The sequence below is a fragment of the Streptomyces kunmingensis genome (assembly GCF_039533535.1).
GTDB classification, from domain to species: domain Bacteria; phylum Actinomycetota; class Actinomycetes; order Streptomycetales; family Streptomycetaceae; genus Streptomyces; species Streptomyces kunmingensis.
The window spans coordinates 142,493-162,174 of the sequence record NZ_BAAATS010000002.1 but is presented as its reverse complement, the minus strand read 5'-3'; the positions used below and the strand labels follow the sequence as shown (position 1 = coordinate 162,174).

Genomic DNA, 19,682 nt, shown 5'->3' with positions numbered 1-19,682 from the left:
GCTAGCGGAAAAAGAGAGAGGTTAATCCAATGGCTGGACCCCAGCGCCGCGGAAGCGGTGCCGGTGGCGGCGAGCGGCGGGACCGGAAGGGTCGCGACGGTGGCAACGCCGCCGCCGAGAAGACCGCATACGTTGAGCGCGTCGTCGCGATCAACCGTGTCGCCAAGGTTGTCAAGGGTGGTCGTCGCTTCAGCTTCACTGCGCTCGTCGTGGTGGGCGATGGTGACGGCACCGTAGGTGTCGGTTACGGCAAGGCCAAGGAGGTGCCGGCCGCCATCGCCAAGGGTGTTGAGGAGGCCAAGAAGCACTTCTTCAAGGTCCCCCGTATCCAGGGCACCATCCCGCACCCGATCACGGGCGAGAAGGCTGCGGGCGTCGTCCTGCTCAAGCCTGCTTCCCCCGGTACCGGCGTTATCGCCGGTGGCCCGGTGCGTGCTGTGCTCGAGTGCGCCGGCGTGCACGACATCCTGTCGAAGTCGCTCGGTTCGTCGAACGCGATCAACATCGTGCACGCGACCGTGGAGGCCCTCAAGGGTCTGCAGCGTCCCGAGGAGATCGCGGCCCGCCGTGGTCTGCCCCTCGAGGACGTCGCTCCCGCGGCCCTGCTGCGTGCGCGTGCCGGGGCCGGTGCTGCGTAATGGCACAGCTCAAGATCACGCAGACGAAGTCGTACATCGGCAGCAAGCAGAACCACCGTGACACCCTGCGTTCCCTCGGTCTCAAGGGGATCAACACGCAGGTCGTCAAGGAGGACCGCCCCGAGTTCCGCGGCATGGTGCACACCGTCCGCCACCTCGTGACGGTTGAGGAGGTCTGATCATGGCGGAGAACAACCCGCTGAAGATCCACAACCTCCGTCCGGCCCCCGGCGCCAAGACCGCCAAGACCCGTGTCGGTCGTGGTGAGGCGTCGAAGGGTAAGACGGCCGGTCGTGGTACCAAGGGCACGAAGGCCCGTTACCAGGTTCCGGAGCGCTTCGAGGGTGGCCAGATGCCCCTCCACATGCGTCTTCCGAAGCTCAAGGGCTTCCGGAACCCCTTCAAGGTCGAGTTCCAGGTCGTGAACCTGGACAAGCTCACCTCGCTGTACCCCGAGGGTGGCGAAGTCACCGTCGCGGGTCTGGTGGAGAAGGGCGCTGTCCGCAAGAACAGCCTCGTCAAGGTCCTGGGCCAGGGCGAGATCTCCGTGGCGCTGCAGGTGACGGTCGACGCCGTCTCCGGCTCCGCCAAGGAGAAGATCACCGCCGCGGGCGGTACGGTCACCGAGCTCGTCTGATCCCAGACGCCGTCTCGATGACATGAGCGATCCCGACCGGGGATACCCCACAAATGGGGTATCCCCGGTTGGTCGTTCCTAGGGGGGCATGTACGCCGGTAAGGTGGCGTCCGCTGTTAATTTGCGGGCTAGTTGAGTGTCCCCGGCACCAATCCCGGATCTTGACCGTTACCCATTCGTCGAATCCTCAAGACCGTCACCTCTGACGCACGCGCGCGGGGGTCGCAGGAGGCACCGTGCTCACCGCGTTCGCCCGGGCGTTCAAGACGCCCGACCTGCGCAAGAAGCTGCTCTTCACGTTGGGCATCGTCGTGATCTACCGGCTCGGGGCGCATGTCCCGATCCCCGGTGTCGATTACACGAACGTCCAGACGTGCATGGACGTGGCCAACTCCAGCACCGGCCTGTTCGGTCTGGTCAACATGTTCAGCGGTGGCGCGCTGCTGCAGATCACGGTCTTCGCGCTCGGCATCATGCCGTACATCACCGCGAGCATCATTCTGCAGCTGCTCACCGTGGTGATCCCGCGCCTCGAAGCCCTCAAGAAGGAGGGTCAGGCCGGTACCGCGAAGATCACGCAGTACACCCGGTACCTGACCGTGGCGCTCGCCATCCTTCAGGGCACGGGCCTCGTCGCCACCGCCCGTACCGGTGCCCTGTTCCAAGGGTGCCCCGTCGCGAGTGAAATCGTGCCGGACCAGTCGATCTTCATCACGATCACGATGGTCATCACGATGACCGCCGGTACCTGCGTGATGATGTGGCTCGGTGAGCTGATCACCGACCGCGGCATCGGCAACGGCATGTCGATCCTGATGTTCATCTCGATCGCCGCCACCTTCCCGTCCGCCCTGTGGGCCATCAAGAAGCAGGGCTCGCTGGCCGACGGCTGGATCGAGTTCGGCACCGTCATCCTCGTCGGGCTCGTCATGGTCGGCCTGGTCGTCTTCGTCGAGCAGGCCCAGCGCCGTATTCCGGTGCAGTACGCGAAGCGCATGATCGGGCGCCGTTCCTACGGCGGTACGTCTACGTACATCCCGCTCAAGGTGAACCAGGCGGGTGTGATCCCTGTCATCTTCGCCTCGTCGCTGCTCTACATCCCCGCGTTGGTCGCCCAGTTCGCCGGCGGTGACTCGCAGTGGAAGGTGTGGATCGACGACCACCTGACCAAGGGAAACCACCCGTATTACATCGTTACGTACTTCCTTTTGATCGTGTTCTTCGCCTTCTTCTACGTGGCGATCTCGTTCAACCCCGAGGAAGTCGCGGACAACATGAAGAAGTATGGTGGCTTCATCCCGGGCATCCGGGCTGGCCGACCGACCGCTGAGTACCTTTCGTACGTGCTCAATCGGATCACCTGGCCGGGTTCGCTGTACTTGGGGCTGATCGCTCTCGTACCGACGATGGCGTTGGTTGGTTTCGGGGCAAACCAGAACTTCCCGTTCGGCGGCACCAGCATCCTGATCATCGTGGGTGTTGGTCTGGAGACGGTGAAGCAGATCGAGAGCCAGCTCCAGCAGCGCAATTACGAAGGGTTCCTCCGCTGATGCGAATCGTCCTCGTCGGGCCGCCTGGTGCCGGCAAGGGAACGCAGGCCGCGTTCCTTGCCCAGAACCTGTCGATCCCGCACATCTCCACGGGCGACCTCTTCCGTGCCAACATCAGCCAGGGCACGGAGCTGGGCAAGCAGGCCAAGTCGTACATGGACGCGGGTCAGCTGGTACCGGACGAGGTCACCATTGGGATGGCCAAGGACCGCATGGAGCAGCCGGATGCCGTGAACGGCTTCCTGCTCGACGGCTTCCCTCGCAACGTCTCGCAGGCCGAGGCGCTCGACGTCGCCCTGAAGACGGACGATGTGAAGCTGGACGCGGTCCTGGACCTGGAGGTCCCCGAGGACGAGGTGGTCAAGCGCATCGCCGGCCGCCGCATCTGCCGTAACGACTCGGCGCACGTGTTCCACGTCGCGTACAAGCAGCCCAAGACCGAGGGTGTCTGTGACATCTGCGGCGGCGAGCTGTACCAGCGCGACGACGACAAGGAAGAGACCGTGCGCAAGCGGCTCGAGGTCTACCACACGCAGACCGAGCCGATCATCGGTTACTACCGGGAGCAGGGGCTCGTGAAGACGATCTCCGCGCTCGGCAAGGTCGAAGAGGTCACGGCGCGGGCCATGGAGGCCCTGGGCCGCTAGTCCGCTCTTCCTTCTGTACGTGGCTGAGGCCGCGGTTCCCTGCTCCGGGGGCCGCGGCCTTAGTGTTGGTGGTGTACGTACACCTCGTACCGGATGACGGAGAGCGCAGGCCCCCATGGTGCAGATCAAGACCCCCGACCAGATTCGCAAGATGCGGGAGGCGGGGCTTGTCGTCGCGGCGATCCACGCCGCGACCCGTGAGGCGGCCGTGCCGGGCGCGACCACCAAGGATCTGGACGAGGTGGCCCGCAAGGTCATCGCCGAGCACGGCGCGAAGCCGAACTTTCTCGGGTACGGCGGGTTCCCCGCGACCATCTGCACCTCGAAGAACGAGGTGGTGGTCCACGGCATCCCGAGCGACAAGGTCGTCCTGGAGGACGGCGACATCATCTCCATCGACTGCGGCGCGATCATCGACGGCTGGCACGGCGACGCCGCGTACACCGCCTTCGTCGGATCGGGTCACTCCCAGGAGTTGCTCGAGCTCTCGCGGGTGACCGAGGAGTCGATGTGGGCCGGTATCGCCGCCATGAAGGCCGGGAACCGCCTCGTCGACATCTCCCGCGCGATCGAGACGTACATCCGCCGCCAGCCCAAGCCTGGCGGCGGCAAGTACGGCATCGTCGAGGACTACGGCGGCCACGGCATCGGCACCGAGATGCACATGGACCCGCACCTGCTGAACTACGTGGAGCGCCGCCGCGGCAAGGGCCCCAAGCTGGTCCCCGGCTTCTGCCTCGCCATCGAGCCCATGGTCTCCCTCGGCACCCCGCGCACGGAGGTCCTCGAGGACGACTGGACCGTCATCACTACGGACGGCACGTGGTCCTCGCACTGGGAGCACTCGGTGGCGCTGACGGAGGAGGGCCCGCTGGTTCTCACCGCTCCTGATGGCGGCAAGGCGAAGCTGGCGGAGATGGGTGTGACTGCGGCGCCGGATCCGTTGGCGTGAGTTGGGCCTGAGCGCCGTCCGCCGGTCGGAGGCCGGCGCAGCCGCGCGAAGCTTGTGAGGCGCCCCGGCGCCGATCCCGCGAGCGGGGCGTGGGGGATGGGTCGGCGGCGCCGGATCCGTTGGCGTAGAGGTGGCGTGCGGGGGCTTAGTGATCTCTGTGGTAGGGCAGGATTCTCGGATTCGTCTTTCCGGGGGCGCTGACGTAGACTGACTCGTCGGCTCTCGTGTATCTGCATGTCCGCATGCGTGGCGAGAGTCGATCAAGGTAGTCGATTCGAAGGGCGAAGCGTGGCCAAGAAGCAAGGTGCCATCGAGATCGAAGGCACTGTCGTCGAGTCTCTTCCGAACGCCATGTTCAGGGTGGAGCTCCAGAACGGCCACCAGGTCCTGGCACACATCAGCGGCAAGATGCGTATGCACTACATCCGCATCCTCCCTGACGACCGGGTCGTGGTGGAGCTGTCTCCGTACGACCTGACGCGTGGCCGGATCGTCTACCGGTACAAGTAGATCTTGCCTGTTCCCGCTTCTGGCGGGACGCCGGCAACTGACCCGGAGAACCTCACCCATGAAGGTCAAGCCGAGCGTCAAGAAGATCTGCGACAAGTGCAGGGTGATCCGCCGTCACGGTCGGGTCATGGTGATCTGCGACAACCCGCGCCACAAGCAGCGCCAGGGCTGACGCACGACTTACTGCAGTTCGTTCGCAGAGTTTCGCGCGACGCACGCAACACATTGAGTACATATGCAGGGCCCGCCGGCAGTGGACACCACTGTGGCGACACCTTCGGTCGGAGGCCGGGGACCCAGTCGTACCGAACCGCTCAGGCAGCGGGGACGGCGTCGGGGAGTGGCTCTGCTGCAGACCTCCGAAAATCAACAGGAGCCATGAATGGCACGCGTTGAAGGCGTTGACCTCCCGCGCGAAAAGCGCATCGAGGTTGCCCTCACCTACGTGTTCGGCATCGGCCGTACGCGCGCCCAGCTCACGCTGGACACCGTCGGTGTGGACCGCAACACCCGCGTTCGCGACCTGAGCGAGGAAGACCTCGTCAAGATCCGCGAGTACGTGGACCAGAACTTCCAGACCGAGGGTGACCTCCGTCGCGAGATCCAGGCCGACATCCGCCGCAAGGTCGAGATCGGCTGCTACCAGGGTCTGCGCCACCGTCGTGGTCTGCCGGTCCGCGGTCAGCGCACCAGCACGAACGCCCGCACCCGCAAGGGCCCGCGTCGCGCCATCGCCGGTAAGAAGAAGCCGGGCAAGAAGTAGTCCTCAGCGGACGCTTTTCAGCGGTCTTCGCTGTAGGACCGACCACCTCCCGTAGGAGAACGACATGCCCCCCAAGGGACGTCAGGGCGCTGCCAAGAAGGTGCGCCGCAAGGAAAAGAAGAACGTCGCTCACGGCCACGCGCACATCAAGAGCACGTTCAACAACACGATCGTGTCCATCACGGACCCGACCGGCAACGTGATCTCGTGGGCCTCCGCCGGCCACGTCGGCTTCAAGGGCTCCCGCAAGTCCACGCCGTTCGCCGCGCAGATGGCCGCCGAGTCGGCTGCCCGTCGCGCCCAGGAGCACGGCATGCGCAAGGTCGACGTCTTCGTCAAGGGCCCGGGTTCCGGTCGCGAGACCGCCATCCGCTCCCTGCAGGCGACCGGCCTCGAGGTCGGCTCCATCCAGGACGTCACGCCGACCCCGCACAACGGCTGCCGTCCGCCGAAGCGTCGCCGCGTCTGATCTCGGTCAGTAACGCAGGCCGCTTGGTCTGAGGTCTTCGGGCGGTACGGCTCTTCGGGGCGGTGCCGCCCGTACCCTTGAACTGTAGAAAACATCGGGCTACCGCCCGGTGGCTCAGGGCATCAAATAGTGGGTGCCCCTGAACTGAAGGACTCATTTCATGCTGATCGCTCAGCGCCCCTCGTTGACCGAAGAGGTCGTCGACGAATTCCGCTCCCGGTTCGTGATCGAGCCGCTGGAGCCGGGCTTCGGCTACACCCTCGGCAACTCGCTCCGGCGGACCCTGCTCTCCTCGATCCCGGGTGCGGCGGTCACGTCCATCCGTATCGACGGTGTCCTGCACGAGTTCACCACCGTGCCGGGCGTCAAGGAAGACGTCACCGACCTCATCCTCAACATCAAGCAGCTTGTCGTGAGCAGTGAGCACGACGAGCCGGTCGTGATGTACCTGCGCAAGCAGGGCCCGGGTCTGGTCACCGCCGCCGACATCGCGCCCCCGGCCGGTGTCGAGGTGCACAACCCCGACCTCGTCCTCGCCACGCTCAACGGCAAGGGCAAGCTGGAGATGGAGCTGACCGTCGAGCGCGGTCGCGGCTACGTCTCGGCCGTGCAGAACAAGCAGGTCGGTCAGGAGATCGGGCGCATCCCGGTCGACTCGATCTACTCGCCGGTTCTCAAGGTGACGTACAAGGTCGAGGCCACGCGTGTCGAGCAGCGCACCGACTTCGACAAGCTGATCGTCGACGTCGAGACCAAGCAGGCCATGCGTCCCCGTGACGCCATGGCGTCCGCCGGCAAGACGCTGGTGGAGCTGTTCGGTCTGGCCCGCGAGCTGAATGTCGACGCCGAGGGCATCGACATGGGTCCGTCCCCGACGGATGCCGCCCTGGCTGCCGATCTGGCGCTGCCGATCGAGGAGCTGGAGCTCACCGTCCGGTCGTACAACTGCCTCAAGCGCGAGGGCATCCACTCCGTGGGTGAGCTCGTGGCCCGTTCCGAGGCCGATCTGCTCGACATCCGCAACTTCGGTGCGAAGTCGATCGACGAGGTCAAGGCGAAGCTGGTCGGTATGGGCCTCGCGCTCAAGGACTCGCCTCCCGGGTTCGACCCGACCGCCGCCGCCGACGCCTTCGGTGCCGACGATGACGCGGACGCCGGGTTCGTGGAGACTGAGCAGTACTAGTCGCTCCGCGAAGCGGCAGAGATTTGGCTGTGGGACCGTTGTGGCTGGTCGCGCAGTTCCCCGCGCCCCTTCGGGGCGCGGTCCACTGACCCCGGTACCTGACACGGCCGGGGCAGACAACAAGGAGAAACATCATGCCGAAGCCCACCAAGGGTGCCCGTCTGGGCGGCAGCGCCGCGCACGAGAAGCTGCTTCTCGCGAACCTCGCGAAGTCGCTCTTCGAGCACGGCAAGATCACGACGACCGAGGCCAAGGCCCGTCGTCTGCGCCCGTACGCGGAGCGTCTGGTCACCAAGGCGAAGAAGGGCGACCTTCACAACCGCCGTCAGGTGCTCACGGTCATCACGGACAAGAGCGTCGTCCACACGCTCTTCACCGAGATCGCCCCGCGCTACGAGAACCGTCCGGGTGGTTACACCCGTATCACCAAGATCGGTAACCGTCGTGGCGACAACGCGCCCATGGCTGTCATCGAGCTGGTCGAGGCGCTGACGGTCGCGCAGCAGGCCACCGGTGAGGCCGAGGCCGCCACCAAGCGTTCCGCCAAGGACGCCGAGGCTGCCGCTCCGGCCGCCGAGGTCGTCGAGGACGCGAAGCCGGCTGCCGCCGAGGAGTCGAAGGACGCCTAGTCGTCCCTCGGGTGCTGTGTCTCGCGGCTGCGGCTACGTCGTGGCTGGTCGCGCAGTTCCCCGCGCCCCTTGGGGGCGTTGAGCGGGTCCGCCCTTCTATGGGGCGGGCCCGCTTTCGCGTGGGTGAGAGGATCTATGGGTGAGTGATGAAGCAGCCGACGGGTTCGTGCGCGTACGGCTCGATCTGTCGTACGACGGCAAGGACTTCTCCGGGTGGGCCAAGCAGGCCGGCGGGCGGCGGACCGTGCAGGGGGAGATCGAGGACGCGCTGCGGACCGTGACCCGGTCCGAGCAGACGTACGAGCTGACCGTGGCCGGGCGGACCGACTCCGGAGTGCATGCGCGGGGGCAGGTGGCGCATGTGGATCTGCCGCGGGGCGTGTGGGACGAGCACCGGGAGAAGCTGCTGAAGCGGCTCGCCGGGCGGCTGTCCAAGGATGTCCGGGTGTGGTCGGTGGGGGAGGCGCCCAGCGGGTTCAACGCCCGGTTCTCGGCGGTGTGGCGGCGGTACGCGTACCGGGTGACGGACCATCCGGGCGGGGTCGACCCGCTGCTGCGGGGTCATGTGCTGTGGCACGACTGGCCGTTGGACGTCGACGCCATGAACGCGGCGGCCGAGCGGCTGCTCGGGGAGCACGACTTCGCCGCGTACTGCAAGCGGCGTGAGGGTGCCACGACCATTCGTACGCTGCAGGAGCTGAGCCTCGTACGCGGGGACGACGGGGTCGTCACGGCGACCGTGCGGGCCGACGCGTTCTGCCACAACATGGTGCGGTCGCTGATCGGCGCGCTGCTGTTCGTGGGGGACGGGCACCGCGGGCCCGAGTGGCCGGGGAAGGTGCTGGCCGCCGGGGTGCGGGACTCCGCCGTGCACGTGGTGCGGCCGCACGGGCTGACGCTGGAGGAAGTCGGCTATCCGGCCGATGAGTTGCTGGCCGCCCGGAACAAGGAAGCGCGCAACAAGCGGACGCTGCCCGGGGGTTGTTGCTGACCTCGCGCTGTGCCGTATGCCGAGGGGCGCCGCGCCCAGGTCGACTGACCTGGGCGCGGCGCCCCTTGTGCGGCAGCCGGGTGTCAACCGCGCGTGCGGCGGGTGCGCAGGCGCGGGCCGAACCGCATGGCTGCCCAGCCGAGCGCGGCCAGGGTCGCCGCCGCGGCGGCGAGGGTGCCGATGCCGGCGGCGCCGGTCAGCGCCAGGTGGCCGCCGCCGCTGCCGCCCTGCGCGGAGCCCGGACCGCTGCCCCCCGAGGTCGAGGCACCTGCGGACGGTGACGCGGATGTGGACGCGGACGGCGTCGGCGAGGCCGAGGCGGAGCCGACGACCGTGACCTCGAAGGTCGCGGTGGTTTCCTCGGAGGTCGCCACGATCTTGTACGTGCCCGGGGTCTTGCCGGCCGTCAGGTCGGGGGCCGTCGCCACCGCGTTCGGGTTGGTCCACGTCTCGGCGGAGCTCTCGCCGCCCTTGAAGGTCGGGGCTCCCTCGGTGTCGCCCTGCACCTCGAAGGTGACGCCGGTGTTGGCGAACTGGGAGTCCTCCTCGGTGAGCTCCACCTTCAGCGGCTTGGCGAACTCCTCACCGGGGTCCGCCTTCTGACCGTCGCCGCTGACGATCTTCAGGACGCGGGAGCGGGGCGTCACCCGCAGGCTGAACGTGGTCGAGGCGTCCCCGGCGTCCGCCCGTACGGTGAAGTCGCCGACGCCCGTGCCGGTCAGCACAGGGGACGAGGTGGCCACGCCCTGGGCATCGCTCTTGACGGTCACCGTCGGCAGTTCGTCGCCGTCCTCGACGTCGCTGGGCGAGAAGTGCAGCTTGGAGCGGTCGGGGTCGACGAGGGTGAAGACGACCTTCTGGTCGGTGACCGGAGCGCCGTTCTTGTCGCGGACGACGACCGCCAGCGGATCGAAGTCGCGGCCGACCTTGACCGTCTGGCCGTCGCCGGAGGCGTGTGTCAGCTCGGCGGGGGCCTGCTTGTCGGGGCCCTTCCACTGCAGGACGACGAGGCCGTAGCCGCCCAGGCTGTTGCTGCCGCCCGTGGCGGTGCCGTCGTCGACCGGGTTGTCGACGCCCTGCCAGAACGGGTCGTCCTTGGCCGGGGGCTGGTACCGCTCGCTGCCCAGCATCTTCACGTCGCTGAGGCGTTCCTTGTCGGCGTAGCTGGAGCCGCCGCCTCCGCTGCCGCCGCTGGACGGTTCGAAGGCGCCGCCGCCTCCGCCGCCCGCGTAACCGCCTCCTCCGCCGCCGCCCGAGGGTGCCGCGGCGCCGCCCGCGCCGCCCTTGGCGTGGTCCTCGCCCGCGGCGGCGTCCGTGCCGCTCGCGGCACCGCCCTCGGCGCCGTGCGCGCCCTTGGCGCCGGTCGAGGCGTCCAGGCCGTCCGGGGCGCCGCCGGCTCCGGCCTGAGCGCCCTCATAGAGGGTGAAGCCGCCACCGCCGCCGCCCGCGGCGACCACCAGCGGGGTGGAGTCGGCGGTGCGGATCGCGGAGCTGGCACCGCCGCTGCTGCCCGGGTAGGAGCCCTTGCCGCCGAGCGCGTCGCCGTATCCCAGGCCGGCGACTCGCACCGACAGGTGCTCGCCCGGCGTCACGGCCACCTTGCCGGTGACGAACGCGCCGGCGCCGCCGCTGGCCATGGTGGTGCCGACGCCGCCCTGCCCCCAGGCGCGCACCTCCAACTGCTGTATTCCAGAGGGGACTTGGAAGTCCTGGGCGGAGCCCGTGGCCGTGAAGATCTGGCACTTGTTGAAACCGGCCGTCGGAGCGCACTCCTTGGTGTCGGCCGCCGCGACGCCGGACGAGCCGAGGCTCGCCACCACCATCGCGGCCGCACCGACGCTCAGGCCGCCGCGGCGCAGCGCGACAGAACCCTTGTTCATGGAACCCCCCACAGGTCCGGGAAAATTGGACGTGCCGTGGGATTCCCCAATCCCGCCCGCGTCGCACAACCTTGAGGGCGCGTCGCACGTCACAACCGTATAAGCGGAAACATTACTGTCACCGCAGCCCCAAGAGCAGCAGAACTCGAACAAAAGGTCGATTCTTTCTCGTGGAGCGTGTGGGGGAGGGGTCGGTTTGAGCAGGAGCAGCAAGCACTCGGGGGTGGGGCGGCGGTCCGCGCTGCGGTTCATGGGCCTCGGGGGTGTGCTCACCGCGGGCGGTGTCGGTGCCGGCGTCGTCGCCAAGGACCTGATCGCGCCCGCCTCCGCGAGCGCGGCCGACGGACATCTGAGCCTGACCTCGGGGAAGGCGGTCGAGGGCCTGGGCGTGCCCTCGTTCGCACCCGGCGGGCGACGTCCGAAGTACCGGCGGGCCAGCTGGACCCAGCAGTTCCAGTCGGGGCACGGCTGGAAGGCCGACGGCGCGGGCACGGCCTCGTCGAACCTGAACGACACCACGGTCTTCACCCGGGGCAGCCAGGCCACCCGCGTGACCACGCAGGGCAACGGCGTCCAGTCGTCCCTGCGCAGGACCGGCCTCGCCCCGATGAACCTGACGGGCAAGATGATCCGGCTCATCTTCCGCGTCGACGACGTCACGCACCTGGGCAAGATCGTCCTCTACCTGGGCAGCGGCGGCCTGAAGAACACCTTCACCTGGCGCGTGCACAACCACGCGAAGACCGGCGCCAACTACGTACAGTCCGGCGAGTGGGTCACCGTCCACCTGCAGTGGGCCGACGTGGCGTCCGCGGCCGGCACGTACACGCTCTCCGCCAACGGGGAGCCGTCGGTGAAGACCGGCTTCACGGACTTCTCCTTCGCGGTCTACGACGACGCGGGCGGCGCCGTCACCTACCGGCTCCAGGCGGTGGAGCTGGTCCCCGACACCACGTCCGTCTTCCCCAAGGGCGTCGTCTCGATCACGTTCGACGACTCGCACAAGTCGATCCACGACCTGGCGCGCCCGGTCATGGACCCGGCCGGGATGCCGGGCACGATCTACAACATCGCGGACGCCATCGGCACGGGTTCCTTCCTCTCCATCGCGCAGATGCGCTCGCTCCAGGACTCCTCCGGCTGGGAGATGGCCGGGCACTCGTACGCCACCTCCGCGCACACGGCGAGCTACGAGAAGCTCAGCGCGCAGCAGGTCGACGACGATCTGCGGACCCTGCGCGAGTGGCTGGTCGGCAACGGCTTCACCAGCGAGCACTTCGCGTATCCGCACGGCTCGTTCCAGAAGACCACGGACGGGGTGCCCGTCGATCTGCTGGCCGCCCGGCACTTCACCACGGCCCGCTCCATCGTCTCCGAGACGATCGAGAGCTTCGCGCCGGCCATGCCCTACCGGCTCAAGGCGCTGACCGGCGTCAACGACGGCTCGGGCATCGGCGGTACGACCCTGGCCAAGGTGATCGGCGCGGGCGGCCCGCTGGACCGCTGTGCGCGCAGCGGCGACTGGCTGATCCTGTGCCTGCACAAGCTGGTGGCGGGGACACCCGGGGCGAGCACCGAGATCAGCCAGGCCGGGCTCGGGACGCTGGTCAAGGAGATCGAGAAGCGCGGCATCGAGGTGCTCACCGTCCAGGAGGCGATGGAGTACTACGCCTGACGTGAAAGGGGGGTGGGGCCCGGCCGGATCGGCCGGGCCCCACCCCCCCCTTTCACGTGCTCCAGCAGCGATGCCGTTAGCGGCCGTTAGCGGCCGTTGTGGAACCAGTCGTCGTTCTGCTGCGCCTCGTCGTCCTGCTGGGACCACTGCTGCTGCGGCTGCATCGGCTGCTGTGGTTGCGGCTGTTGCTGGTACGGGCCCTGCGGCTGCTGCGGGATGTACGGGACCTGGCCGTGGTTCTGGCCGTACTCCTGACCCTGGCCCTGGCCCTGCCACTGCTGGCCCTGCCATTGCTGCTGCTGTTGTTGCGGGTGTTGCTGCTGCTGGTACTGCCCCTGCGGCGGGACGGGCTGCAGCGGGCTGATCGTCGGCCGGCCGTGGAACGGGGCGGCCTGCGGCGGGTTGCTCCACGCCACGGGCTGCTGCGGGACGTTGCGGCCGAGGTCGCGCAGCTCGCCCTGCGAGTAGTCGTCGTGGTACGCGGGCGCGCCGCTCGGGGTGCGGGCGGACAGGTGCGGCGACGTCCGGGCCAGGGCGATGCCCTCCAGGCGCATCATCTCGATGGTGGAGGAGACCTGCGGCGAGGAGTACTCGTCCTCCTCCTCCCAGACCGCGGCGAGCTCTTCCTCGTGTCCCGCGACCGAGACCTCGACGCCGCCCTGGCGGGTGCCCCAGCTTCCCTTGTGCAGGGTGAGCAGGGCGTAGAAGCGCAGCGGTGTCAGCAGGAGCAGCTGGATGACGCCGTACAGCGGAGCCAGCAGGAACATGCCGAACCGCTTGATGAAGCCCATGCCGCGGCGCGGGAAGTCCAGGTAGCGGACGTTGCGCAGGTACCCCATGAGGACCATGAAGACGAGGTAGTCACCGATGTGGTTGACGAACCGCGACGGGTGCATGATCGGCAGGATGACCATGGAGTAGAACATCGCCGAGCCGAAGACCAGCCACAGCGCGAGTTCCATGCAGGTCAGCCAGAACGCGGGCCGGTACTTCTTCTGGTGCGTGAACGCCCACAGGGACTCACGGAAGAAGGACTTGTTCCAGCGGACCTGCTGGCGCAGGAAATGTGGCAGCTTCTCGGGGACGGCGGTGTAGCCGACGGCCGTCTCCTGGAAGACGACCTGGCCCTCCATCAGGCAGTAGTTCGTCATGCGGCGGTCGTCGCCGAAGACGGCGGGCTTGCCCAGGAACTGCTGGTTCAGGAAGTCCGGCAGGTACTTGCGCACCAGCGTGCCGCGGTAGACGGAGAGCGCGCCGCAGCAGCACAGGACGGCCTTCAGGCGGGAGTACGCGGCCCGCTCGAACAGGAACGAGTTGCCGTACCGCAGGTCCTGGAGGCGCGTGAAGATGTTGCTGTCGTGGTTGAGCGCGAGGACCATGCCCGTCGAGGCCATGATCTTCTCGTCGGCCATCGGAAGCAGCAGCTCACGGACGGTGTCCCGGGAGAGCACCGTGTCGGAGTCCACGCACAGGAACAGGTCCGAGTACGGAGCCGCCTGGAAGCCGAGGGCGAGCGCCTCGCGCTTGCCCTTGTTCTCCGGCTGGACGCTCACCGTGTACTTGACGCCCCGGGCCTCGAACTCGCGGCGCAGCTTCTTCGCGGTCCTGATGCCGGACGCGTCGGCGCTGCAGTCGTCGATGATGTGGATCTCGTTCGGGAGCCGGCTCTGCGCGAGGAGGCTGCGCATGCCCTGCTCGAACATGACCGGGTCCTCGTTGTAGATCGGGATGACCGCGGTGACCCAGGAGTTGTCGAGCAGCAGCAGTTCGTCGCGGTCGGCCTTGGCGGGCCGGTAGAAGAGGGCGCCGAACATCTTCAGGGCGAGCAGCCCCATCGCCCCGAACGAGTAGTAGTGCAGCGAGTTCGGGTCGAGCTTGGTGAAGATGACCGCGGCGATGGCGATGAAGAAGAAGTACGAGACCCGCAGATGCCGCTTGCGGCGGTGCCGGCGCCGGCTGTCGGCGTCGACCGCGTCCGGTACGAAGTCGTCGACGTCACTCACAGCTTGACCACCCGGGGGTGGTCGGCGGACTTGCCGCGGGTGTCGAAGAGCAGCCGGGCGTGGTCGGCGAGGAGGTCCACGTCGAACTCGCTGTGGTGCTGGAGCAGGATCGTCAGATCGGCCCCGGCCGCGCCCTGAAGGTAGTCGTCGACGCGCGGCACCGGGGTGTCCTCGACGGTCCAGTCGGCGACGCGGGGGTCGCAGTAGACGAGGTCGGCGCCGCGCTCGAGGAGCAGTTCGGCGACGTCCACGGCCGGGCTCTCACGCTGGTCGGAGATGTCCGGCTTGTAGGTCACGCCGAGCAGCAGGACGCGCGAGCCGCGGATCGGCTTGTCGTGCTGGTTGAGGAGGTCGGCGGCGCGGGAGACGACGTGGGCCGGCATCCGCTGGTTGATCTCCTGGGCCAGCTCCACGAAGCGGAACGGGATGCCCAGCGAACGCACCTTGTACGAAAGGTAGTTGGGGTCGATCGGGATGCAGTGACCGCCGACGCCGGGGCCGGGGTGGAACGGCGCGAAGCCGAACGGCTTGCTGGACGCGCAGCGGATGGAGTCCCAGAGGTCGACACCGATCTCGCGGCAGAACATCGCCATCTCGTTGACCAGGGCGATGTTCACGTGCCGGTAGGTGTTCTCCAGGAGCTTGGCCATCTCGGCCTCCCGGGTGCCCCTGGCCTCCACGACGCTGCCCACGAAGGGCTCGTAGAGGGCGCGGGCGGCCTTGGTGCATTCCGGGGTGATGCCGCCGACGACCTTGGGCGTGTTCTCCAGGCCGTAGTGCGGGTTGCCCGGGTCGATGCGCTCGGGCGAGAAGGCGAGGTGGAAGTCGACGCCTGCCCGCAGCCCGCCCGCCTCCAGACGCGGCCGGACGACCTCGTCGGTGGTGCCGGGGTACGTGGTGGACTCCAGAACGACGAGCGTGCCCGGCGCGAGGTGGTTCGCGATGTCCTCGACCGCGGAGTTCACCGCGCCGAGGTTGGGCGCGCCGTGGTCGGTCAGCGGTGTCGGCACGCAGATGACGACGGCGGCGGCCTCCGCGATGACCTCAGGAGTGGCGACGGCGCGGAAACCCTCGTCGAGCATGGTGCGTACGTCGGTGTCGCTGATGTCGTCGACGTGCGACGACCCGTTGTTGAGACCGTCGATGACGGCGGCGCTGCGGTCGAGCCCGACGACTCTGAGCCCGGAGGCGCTCGCGGCACGGGCCAACGGCAGGCCTACGTAACCGAGTCCGACGATCACTACGTCGACAGCGGTGTTTCGGTTCACGGCAATGCATCCCACCCCGGCGTCTGCCGTCCCCTTGGTTACCCCGATGGCAGGCGCACTGATTCTCGAGAATCGAATAAAGGAGGGATGATGCTAACAAGATCTTCACTTCTCACCACTTTGTGCGCACAGTCGCCATTGTCACCTCACATCACGTGCAACCTTTGGCCCTCGTTGTGAGTCGGTGCCTTCGTCACCGTTCCGCCGGGCGCATGCCCCGCGCCCTCCGAAGGAGTTCTCCGTGGCGACCTCTCGCCGTCGATCCCGTGGTCGTAGCCGTACGGCCCGGGCGTTCAAGATCCTGCTCGTGGTGGCGGTGCTGGCCGGTGCCGTCGTGGCCGCGAAGCCCGTCTGGCGGCACTTCCACCCGGAGCCGCCCGAGCTGACCGTCCGCTACCGCACGGAGACCGCCGCCTCGGCGGACGCCGCCCAGCCATGGCTGGAGGTCTTCAACACCTCGGAGAAGACCGTGCGGCTGAGCGACGTGACCCTGCGTTACTACTTCACCGCCGACGGAGCGGCCTCGTACGCCTACAACTGCGTCGAGGCCTCGGTGGGCTGCTCGAACATGACGGGCACCGTCAAGGAGATGCCGTCACCGAGCGACGGGGCTGACCACTACCTGGAGATCGGCTTCACGCAGAAGGCGGGCACGCTGAAGCCCGGCGCCAACAGCCGCGGACTGCAGTTGCAGCTGTACCGGACCGATCACAAGCCGCTGCGCCAGGACGGCGACTGGTCGTTCGACGCGGCCAAGAAGACCTACGAGAAGTCGGAGCGGATCCCCGCCTACAAGCGCGGCGTCCTGGTCTGGGGCGAGGCGCCGGGCGGCGCGGACACCGGCTCCGCGTCGGGCCCGGCCTCGGGCTCCAGCGGCGCGGCCGCGGGCAAGGACGCCGCACCGCTGCCCGAGGGCGCGTTCTTCGACGACTTCAACTACCGCGGCCCGAAGGACACCGCGCTGTTCAAGCACGGCTGGCTGGTGCGCACCAGCAAGGGCGGCCCCGGCATCGAGTCCACCTGGACGGCAAAGGGCGTGTCGTTCCCCGCCGCCGACGCGGAGACGAGCGGCGGGCAGGTGCTCCAGCTGCGGGCCTCGACCGACGGGACGAAGGCGGGTACCCGGCAGGCCGCCCTCGGCACGAAGGACCCCTCGTTCCGCACCGGCACCTACGCGGCCCGCGTCCACTTCACCGACAAGCCGACCACCGGCAAGAACGGCGACCACGTCAACCAGACGTACTTCACCATCGGCGGCTCGGGGGAGCAGTACAGCGAGCTCGACAACGAGTACATGCCGAACGGCGGCTGGGGCGCGCCGGGCCCGAAGCTGGACACCACCAGCTGGCGGCACGCGGGCAGGAACGACCGTGTCACGTCGAAGACGGAGAGGAGCCTGGCCGGCTGGCACACCATGCTGATCACGGTCGAGGAGAACGAGGTGACGTACAGCGTCGACGGCAAGACCCTCTACCGCAGCGGCGCCGCCTACGCGCCGCGCGCCGACATGTCGATCAACTTCAACACCTGGTTCATCGACCTGCCCTTCACCGGCGAGCGGGCCTGGGACATGCAGATCGACTGGGTCTACCACCAGACCGGAGAGCCGCTCACGGCGAAGGCGGCGGAGCAGGCCGTCAAGGGCTTCCAGGGAGACGGGACGAGCTTCTTCGACACTCGGCCCGCCTCCTGACCACCGGGCGCGCCGTGGCGGTCAGCCCGCCGCGGCCGCCGCGGAGGCCTGCGTCTCGCCGCGCTGCTTGACCTGCCGGAACGTGAACTCCTGCAGATCGTCGCCGAGGGCGTACAGCGAGGTGTCCTTCGTGGTGGCGTTCTTGCCGTTCGTGTGGCCGCCATTGGTGAAGTACGCGTAGCGGCCCACGGAGTTCGCGGTCTGGCGGCAGACCGTGGTGCGACAGAACGTCGGCACGCCGGAGCCGGGCAGCGACAGGACCGCGCCGTTGAAGTCGTACTGCTCCTTGGCCCTGGTCGCCGCGGCCTTGGTGTCGAACACCGCGACGCCGATGGTGACCGCGTCGCTGTCCTTGTAGTACGTCGCGCGGATGACCTCCGTGCAGCCGTTCTTCTTCAGGACGCCGGCCAGGCCCTTCGTGCCCACGGAGGCGCAGTCCGTCGTCCGGGCCGTCGCGCCCTTCTTGTACTCGCGGCCGTTGAACGGGAGCGTCTTGCCGGGGAACAGGGTGTCCGCGCTGAGCGGCGCCTTGTCCTTGGCCGCGCTGTCGATGAAGTCGTTCGGATTCAGCGGCGGCGCCACCGACGTCTCCGCGAAGGAGGGGCCCGGCGTCCTGCCCGTACTGGGGATGTCCGCGGTCGGCACCTGGCCGGACGGTTTGTTCGCGGTCCCGCTGTTGCCGTTCGCCGAGACGATGCCCCAGGCGACCGCCGAACCGACCGCGACCGTGGCGAGGACCGCGCCGCCGATCAGCATCCAGCGCTTCTTGCGTGCGCGCGCCTCGGAGGCCTCGGCCAGTGCCGCCCAGTCCGGAGCGCCCCCGCTGTCACCTGAACCCCACTGGGGTCCCCCCTGCCCGAAACTCATGGGCGGCATCCTAGTGTGCCCGCTGCCACAGGTGTGCGGGGCTGTGCCGGCCCACGTTTTGACCCGTCCGGGCCGCCACAGGTAGTCTGCCTATTCGTTATGTGTATTGGTTTGCTCATTCCCATGTGAGAGGCCCGTACACGGGTTCCCTGGAGCAGTTACCAGTGGGCGGCATACGGGCGCTGAACCCGGCACTGTCGTCCCCAGCTGCACGATCGCTTCAGTGATGCCATGTTTCAGCACCCATCCACTGAAGAAGAAGGCTGCGAAGTGCGTACGTACAGCCCTAAGCCCGGCGATGTGACTCGCCAGTGGCACGTCATTGACGCGCAGGACATCGTCCTGGGCCGTCTGGCCACCACTGCCGCGAACCTCCTCCGTGGCAAGCACAAGCCGACCTATGCCCCGCACATGGACATGGGCGACTTCGTCATCATCATCAACGCCGACAAGGTTCACCTGTCCGGCAACAAGAAGACCCAGAAGATGGCGTACCGCCACTCCGGTTACCCGGGCGGTCTGCGCTCCGTGCGCTACGACGACCTCCTGGCGAACAACCCGGAGAAGGCCGTCGAGAAGGCCATCAAGGGCATGATCCCCAAGAACACCCTGGGCCGTCAGATGCTCTCGAAGCTGAAGGTCTACTCGGGCGACCAGCACCCGCACGCTGCCCAGCAGCCGGTGCCGTTCGAGATCACCCAGGTCGCGCAGTAGTTCCGGCCACCCCCTAAGACAGAAAAGAATCTGAGGAGAATCGTGGCCGAGACCACTGCCGAGACGCCGGTCGAAGAGACCGAGATCGTCGACGTCGAGAGCTACACCACCGAGTCGGACGCGCCTGTCGAGGGCGAGTACACCTCGGAGTCCAACCCCGCCCGCTTCGGTGACCCGCAGCCGGCCGCCGGCCTGGGCCGCCGTAAGAACGCCATCGCGCGCGTTCGCATCGTGCCCGGCACCGGCAAGTGGAAGGTCAACGGGCGCACGCTCGAGGACTACTTCCCGAACAAGGTCCACCAGCAGGAAGTCAACGAGCCCTTCAAGGTGCTCGAGCTCGACGGCCGCTACGACGTCATCGCCCGCATCTCGGGTGGCGGCGTCTCCGGTCAGGCCGGTGCCCTGCGCCTCGGCGTGGCCCGCGCGCTGAACGAGGCCGACGTGGACAACAACCGCCCGGCGCTGAAGAAGGCCGGTTACCTCAAGCGTGACGACCGTGCGGTCGAGCGCAAGAAGGCCGGTCTCAAGAAGGCCCGCAAGGCCCCGCAGTACAGCAAGCGCTAAATCTCGCTGCCTGCTTGTCTTTTCCTGTTCGCCCCGGCGGCACGTTTCG

Annotated in this window: 21 protein-coding genes; 17 read left to right on the top strand and 4 right to left on the bottom strand. The window is 67.9% G+C overall.

Annotated elements, in window-relative coordinates; genetic code table 11:
- Positions 1-29: 29 nt before the first annotated feature.
- The 13 genes from rpsE to truA all read left to right on the top strand — a co-directional run bounded on the left by rpsE (position 30) and on the right by truA (position 8,969).
- Positions 30-638: a 30S ribosomal protein S5 gene (rpsE, locus tag ABD366_RS02755; RefSeq protein ID WP_324772715.1), complete on the top strand. Its 609-nt coding sequence runs from the start codon at positions 30-32 to the stop codon at positions 636-638.
- Positions 638-817 carry a 50S ribosomal protein L30 gene (gene rpmD, locus ABD366_RS02750; protein WP_013001408.1) on the top strand — a complete coding sequence of 60 codons (180 nt, stop codon included), beginning with the start codon at positions 638-640 and terminating at the stop codon, positions 815-817. Before rpsE ends, rpmD begins: the two co-directional genes overlap by 1 nt.
- Positions 818-819: 2 nt before the next feature.
- The gene (gene rplO / locus ABD366_RS02745) at positions 820-1,275 is read left to right on the top strand and encodes a 50S ribosomal protein L15 (RefSeq protein ID WP_324772712.1); all 456 of its coding nucleotides are present in this window, start codon (positions 820-822) and stop codon (positions 1,273-1,275) included.
- Between the two features lie 236 nt (positions 1,276-1,511).
- Positions 1,512-2,825, top strand: coding sequence for a preprotein translocase subunit SecY (gene secY, locus ABD366_RS02740; protein ID WP_324772710.1), 1,314 nt, complete (start codon positions 1,512-1,514; stop codon positions 2,823-2,825).
- Positions 2,825-3,472, top strand: a complete 648-nt coding sequence (locus tag ABD366_RS02735; RefSeq protein ID WP_324772708.1) for an adenylate kinase — start codon at positions 2,825-2,827, stop codon at positions 3,470-3,472. Before secY ends, ABD366_RS02735 begins: the two co-directional genes overlap by 1 nt.
- 115 nt (positions 3,473-3,587) lie before the next feature.
- Positions 3,588-4,424 (top strand): type I methionyl aminopeptidase, encoded by an 837-nt coding sequence (gene map, locus ABD366_RS02730; protein ID WP_324772706.1) that lies wholly within the window; start codon positions 3,588-3,590, stop codon positions 4,422-4,424.
- 288 nt (positions 4,425-4,712) lie between these two features.
- Positions 4,713-4,934: a translation initiation factor IF-1 gene (gene infA / locus ABD366_RS02725; protein WP_004927214.1), complete on the top strand. Its 222-nt coding sequence runs from the start codon at positions 4,713-4,715 to the stop codon at positions 4,932-4,934.
- A gap of 58 nt (positions 4,935-4,992) precedes the next feature.
- Positions 4,993-5,106, top strand: coding sequence for a 50S ribosomal protein L36 (rpmJ, locus tag ABD366_RS02720; protein ID WP_003974245.1), 114 nt, complete (start codon positions 4,993-4,995; stop codon positions 5,104-5,106).
- 210 nt (positions 5,107-5,316) lie between these two features.
- Complete coding sequence (gene rpsM, locus ABD366_RS02715) at positions 5,317-5,697, top strand: 30S ribosomal protein S13 (protein WP_324772703.1); 381 nt, start codon at positions 5,317-5,319, stop codon at positions 5,695-5,697.
- A 64-nt stretch (positions 5,698-5,761) separates the two neighbouring features.
- Positions 5,762-6,166 (top strand): 30S ribosomal protein S11, encoded by a 405-nt coding sequence (gene rpsK / locus ABD366_RS02710; protein WP_003948617.1) that lies wholly within the window; start codon positions 5,762-5,764, stop codon positions 6,164-6,166.
- 160 nt (positions 6,167-6,326) lie between these two features.
- Entirely contained in the window at positions 6,327-7,349 is a 1,023-nt protein-coding gene (locus ABD366_RS02705) for a DNA-directed RNA polymerase subunit alpha (RefSeq protein WP_344441013.1), read from the top strand.
- Between the two features lie 134 nt (positions 7,350-7,483).
- A complete protein-coding gene (gene rplQ / locus ABD366_RS02700) occupies positions 7,484-7,978 on the top strand; it encodes a 50S ribosomal protein L17 (RefSeq protein WP_324771121.1) in 495 nt (164 codons plus the stop codon).
- Between the two features lie 139 nt (positions 7,979-8,117).
- Positions 8,118-8,969 (top strand): tRNA pseudouridine(38-40) synthase TruA, encoded by an 852-nt coding sequence (truA, locus tag ABD366_RS02695; protein ID WP_324771120.1) that lies wholly within the window; start codon positions 8,118-8,120, stop codon positions 8,967-8,969.
- A gap of 83 nt (positions 8,970-9,052) precedes the next feature.
- Here the strand turns inward: truA and ABD366_RS02690 are convergent, their stop codons facing one another.
- On the bottom strand, positions 9,053-10,849 hold the full coding sequence (locus tag ABD366_RS02690; RefSeq protein WP_344441010.1) for an Ig-like domain-containing protein: 1,797 nt from the start codon (positions 10,847-10,849) through the stop codon (positions 9,053-9,055).
- Positions 10,850-11,045: 196 nt separating this feature from the next.
- Between ABD366_RS02690 and ABD366_RS02685 the strand changes: the two genes are divergently transcribed.
- A complete protein-coding gene (locus ABD366_RS02685; protein ID WP_324767613.1) occupies positions 11,046-12,524 on the top strand; it encodes a polysaccharide deacetylase family protein in 1,479 nt (492 codons plus the stop codon).
- Positions 12,525-12,610: 86 nt separating this feature from the next.
- Here the strand turns inward: ABD366_RS02685 and ABD366_RS02680 are convergent, their stop codons facing one another.
- A complete protein-coding gene (locus ABD366_RS02680; RefSeq protein WP_324767612.1) occupies positions 12,611-14,527 on the bottom strand; it encodes a glycosyltransferase family 2 protein in 1,917 nt (638 codons plus the stop codon).
- Complete coding sequence (locus tag ABD366_RS02675) at positions 14,524-15,795, bottom strand: nucleotide sugar dehydrogenase (RefSeq protein ID WP_324767611.1); 1,272 nt, start codon at positions 15,793-15,795, stop codon at positions 14,524-14,526. Before ABD366_RS02675 ends, ABD366_RS02680 begins: the two co-directional genes overlap by 4 nt.
- A 241-nt stretch (positions 15,796-16,036) precedes the next feature.
- Between ABD366_RS02675 and ABD366_RS02670 the strand changes: the two genes are divergently transcribed.
- The gene (locus tag ABD366_RS02670; RefSeq protein WP_324767610.1) at positions 16,037-17,488 is read left to right on the top strand and encodes a cellulose binding domain-containing protein; all 1,452 of its coding nucleotides are present in this window, start codon (positions 16,037-16,039) and stop codon (positions 17,486-17,488) included.
- A 21-nt stretch (positions 17,489-17,509) separates the two neighbouring features.
- On the opposite strand, the gene ABD366_RS02665 is transcribed toward ABD366_RS02670, so the two are convergent.
- Positions 17,510-18,355 carry a hypothetical protein gene (locus ABD366_RS02665; RefSeq protein WP_324767609.1) on the bottom strand — a complete coding sequence of 282 codons (846 nt, stop codon included), beginning with the start codon at positions 18,353-18,355 and terminating at the stop codon, positions 17,510-17,512.
- A 270-nt stretch (positions 18,356-18,625) separates the two neighbouring features.
- Between ABD366_RS02665 and rplM the strand changes: the two genes are divergently transcribed.
- Together rplM and rpsI are read left to right on the top strand one after the other, a co-directional pair.
- Positions 18,626-19,069 (top strand): 50S ribosomal protein L13, encoded by a 444-nt coding sequence (rplM, locus tag ABD366_RS02660; protein ID WP_324767608.1) that lies wholly within the window; start codon positions 18,626-18,628, stop codon positions 19,067-19,069.
- Between the two features lie 42 nt (positions 19,070-19,111).
- Positions 19,112-19,633 carry a 30S ribosomal protein S9 gene (rpsI, locus tag ABD366_RS02655; RefSeq protein WP_018528376.1) on the top strand — a complete coding sequence of 174 codons (522 nt, stop codon included), beginning with the start codon at positions 19,112-19,114 and terminating at the stop codon, positions 19,631-19,633.
- Positions 19,634-19,682 lie beyond the last annotated feature (49 nt).

Excerpts from the sequence above, each read along its gene's own strand:
- rplO (WP_324772712.1), top strand. The coding sequence starts at position 820 with ATGGCGGAGAACAACCCGCTGAAGATCCACAACCTCCGTCCGGCCCCC.
- map (WP_324772706.1), top strand. The coding sequence starts at position 3,588 with ATGGTGCAGATCAAGACCCCCGACCAGATTCGCAAGATGCGGGAGGCG.
- rplQ (WP_324771121.1), top strand. The coding sequence starts at position 7,484 with ATGCCGAAGCCCACCAAGGGTGCCCGTCTGGGCGGCAGCGCCGCGCAC.
- rpsK (WP_003948617.1), top strand. The coding sequence starts at position 5,762 with ATGCCCCCCAAGGGACGTCAGGGCGCTGCCAAGAAGGTGCGCCGCAAG.
- ABD366_RS02665 (WP_324767609.1), bottom strand. The coding sequence starts at position 18,355 with ATGAGTTTCGGGCAGGGGGGACCCCAGTGGGGTTCAGGTGACAGCGGG.
- ABD366_RS02705 (WP_344441013.1), top strand. The coding sequence starts at position 6,327 with ATGCTGATCGCTCAGCGCCCCTCGTTGACCGAAGAGGTCGTCGACGAA.
- rpsE (WP_324772715.1), top strand. The coding sequence starts at position 30 with ATGGCTGGACCCCAGCGCCGCGGAAGCGGTGCCGGTGGCGGCGAGCGG.
- rpmD (WP_013001408.1), top strand. The coding sequence starts at position 638 with ATGGCACAGCTCAAGATCACGCAGACGAAGTCGTACATCGGCAGCAAG.
- rpmJ (WP_003974245.1), top strand. The coding sequence starts at position 4,993 with ATGAAGGTCAAGCCGAGCGTCAAGAAGATCTGCGACAAGTGCAGGGTG.
- ABD366_RS02735 (WP_324772708.1), top strand. The coding sequence starts at position 2,825 with ATGCGAATCGTCCTCGTCGGGCCGCCTGGTGCCGGCAAGGGAACGCAG.
- ABD366_RS02690 (WP_344441010.1), bottom strand. The coding sequence starts at position 10,849 with ATGAACAAGGGTTCTGTCGCGCTGCGCCGCGGCGGCCTGAGCGTCGGT.
- rpsM (WP_324772703.1), top strand. The coding sequence starts at position 5,317 with ATGGCACGCGTTGAAGGCGTTGACCTCCCGCGCGAAAAGCGCATCGAG.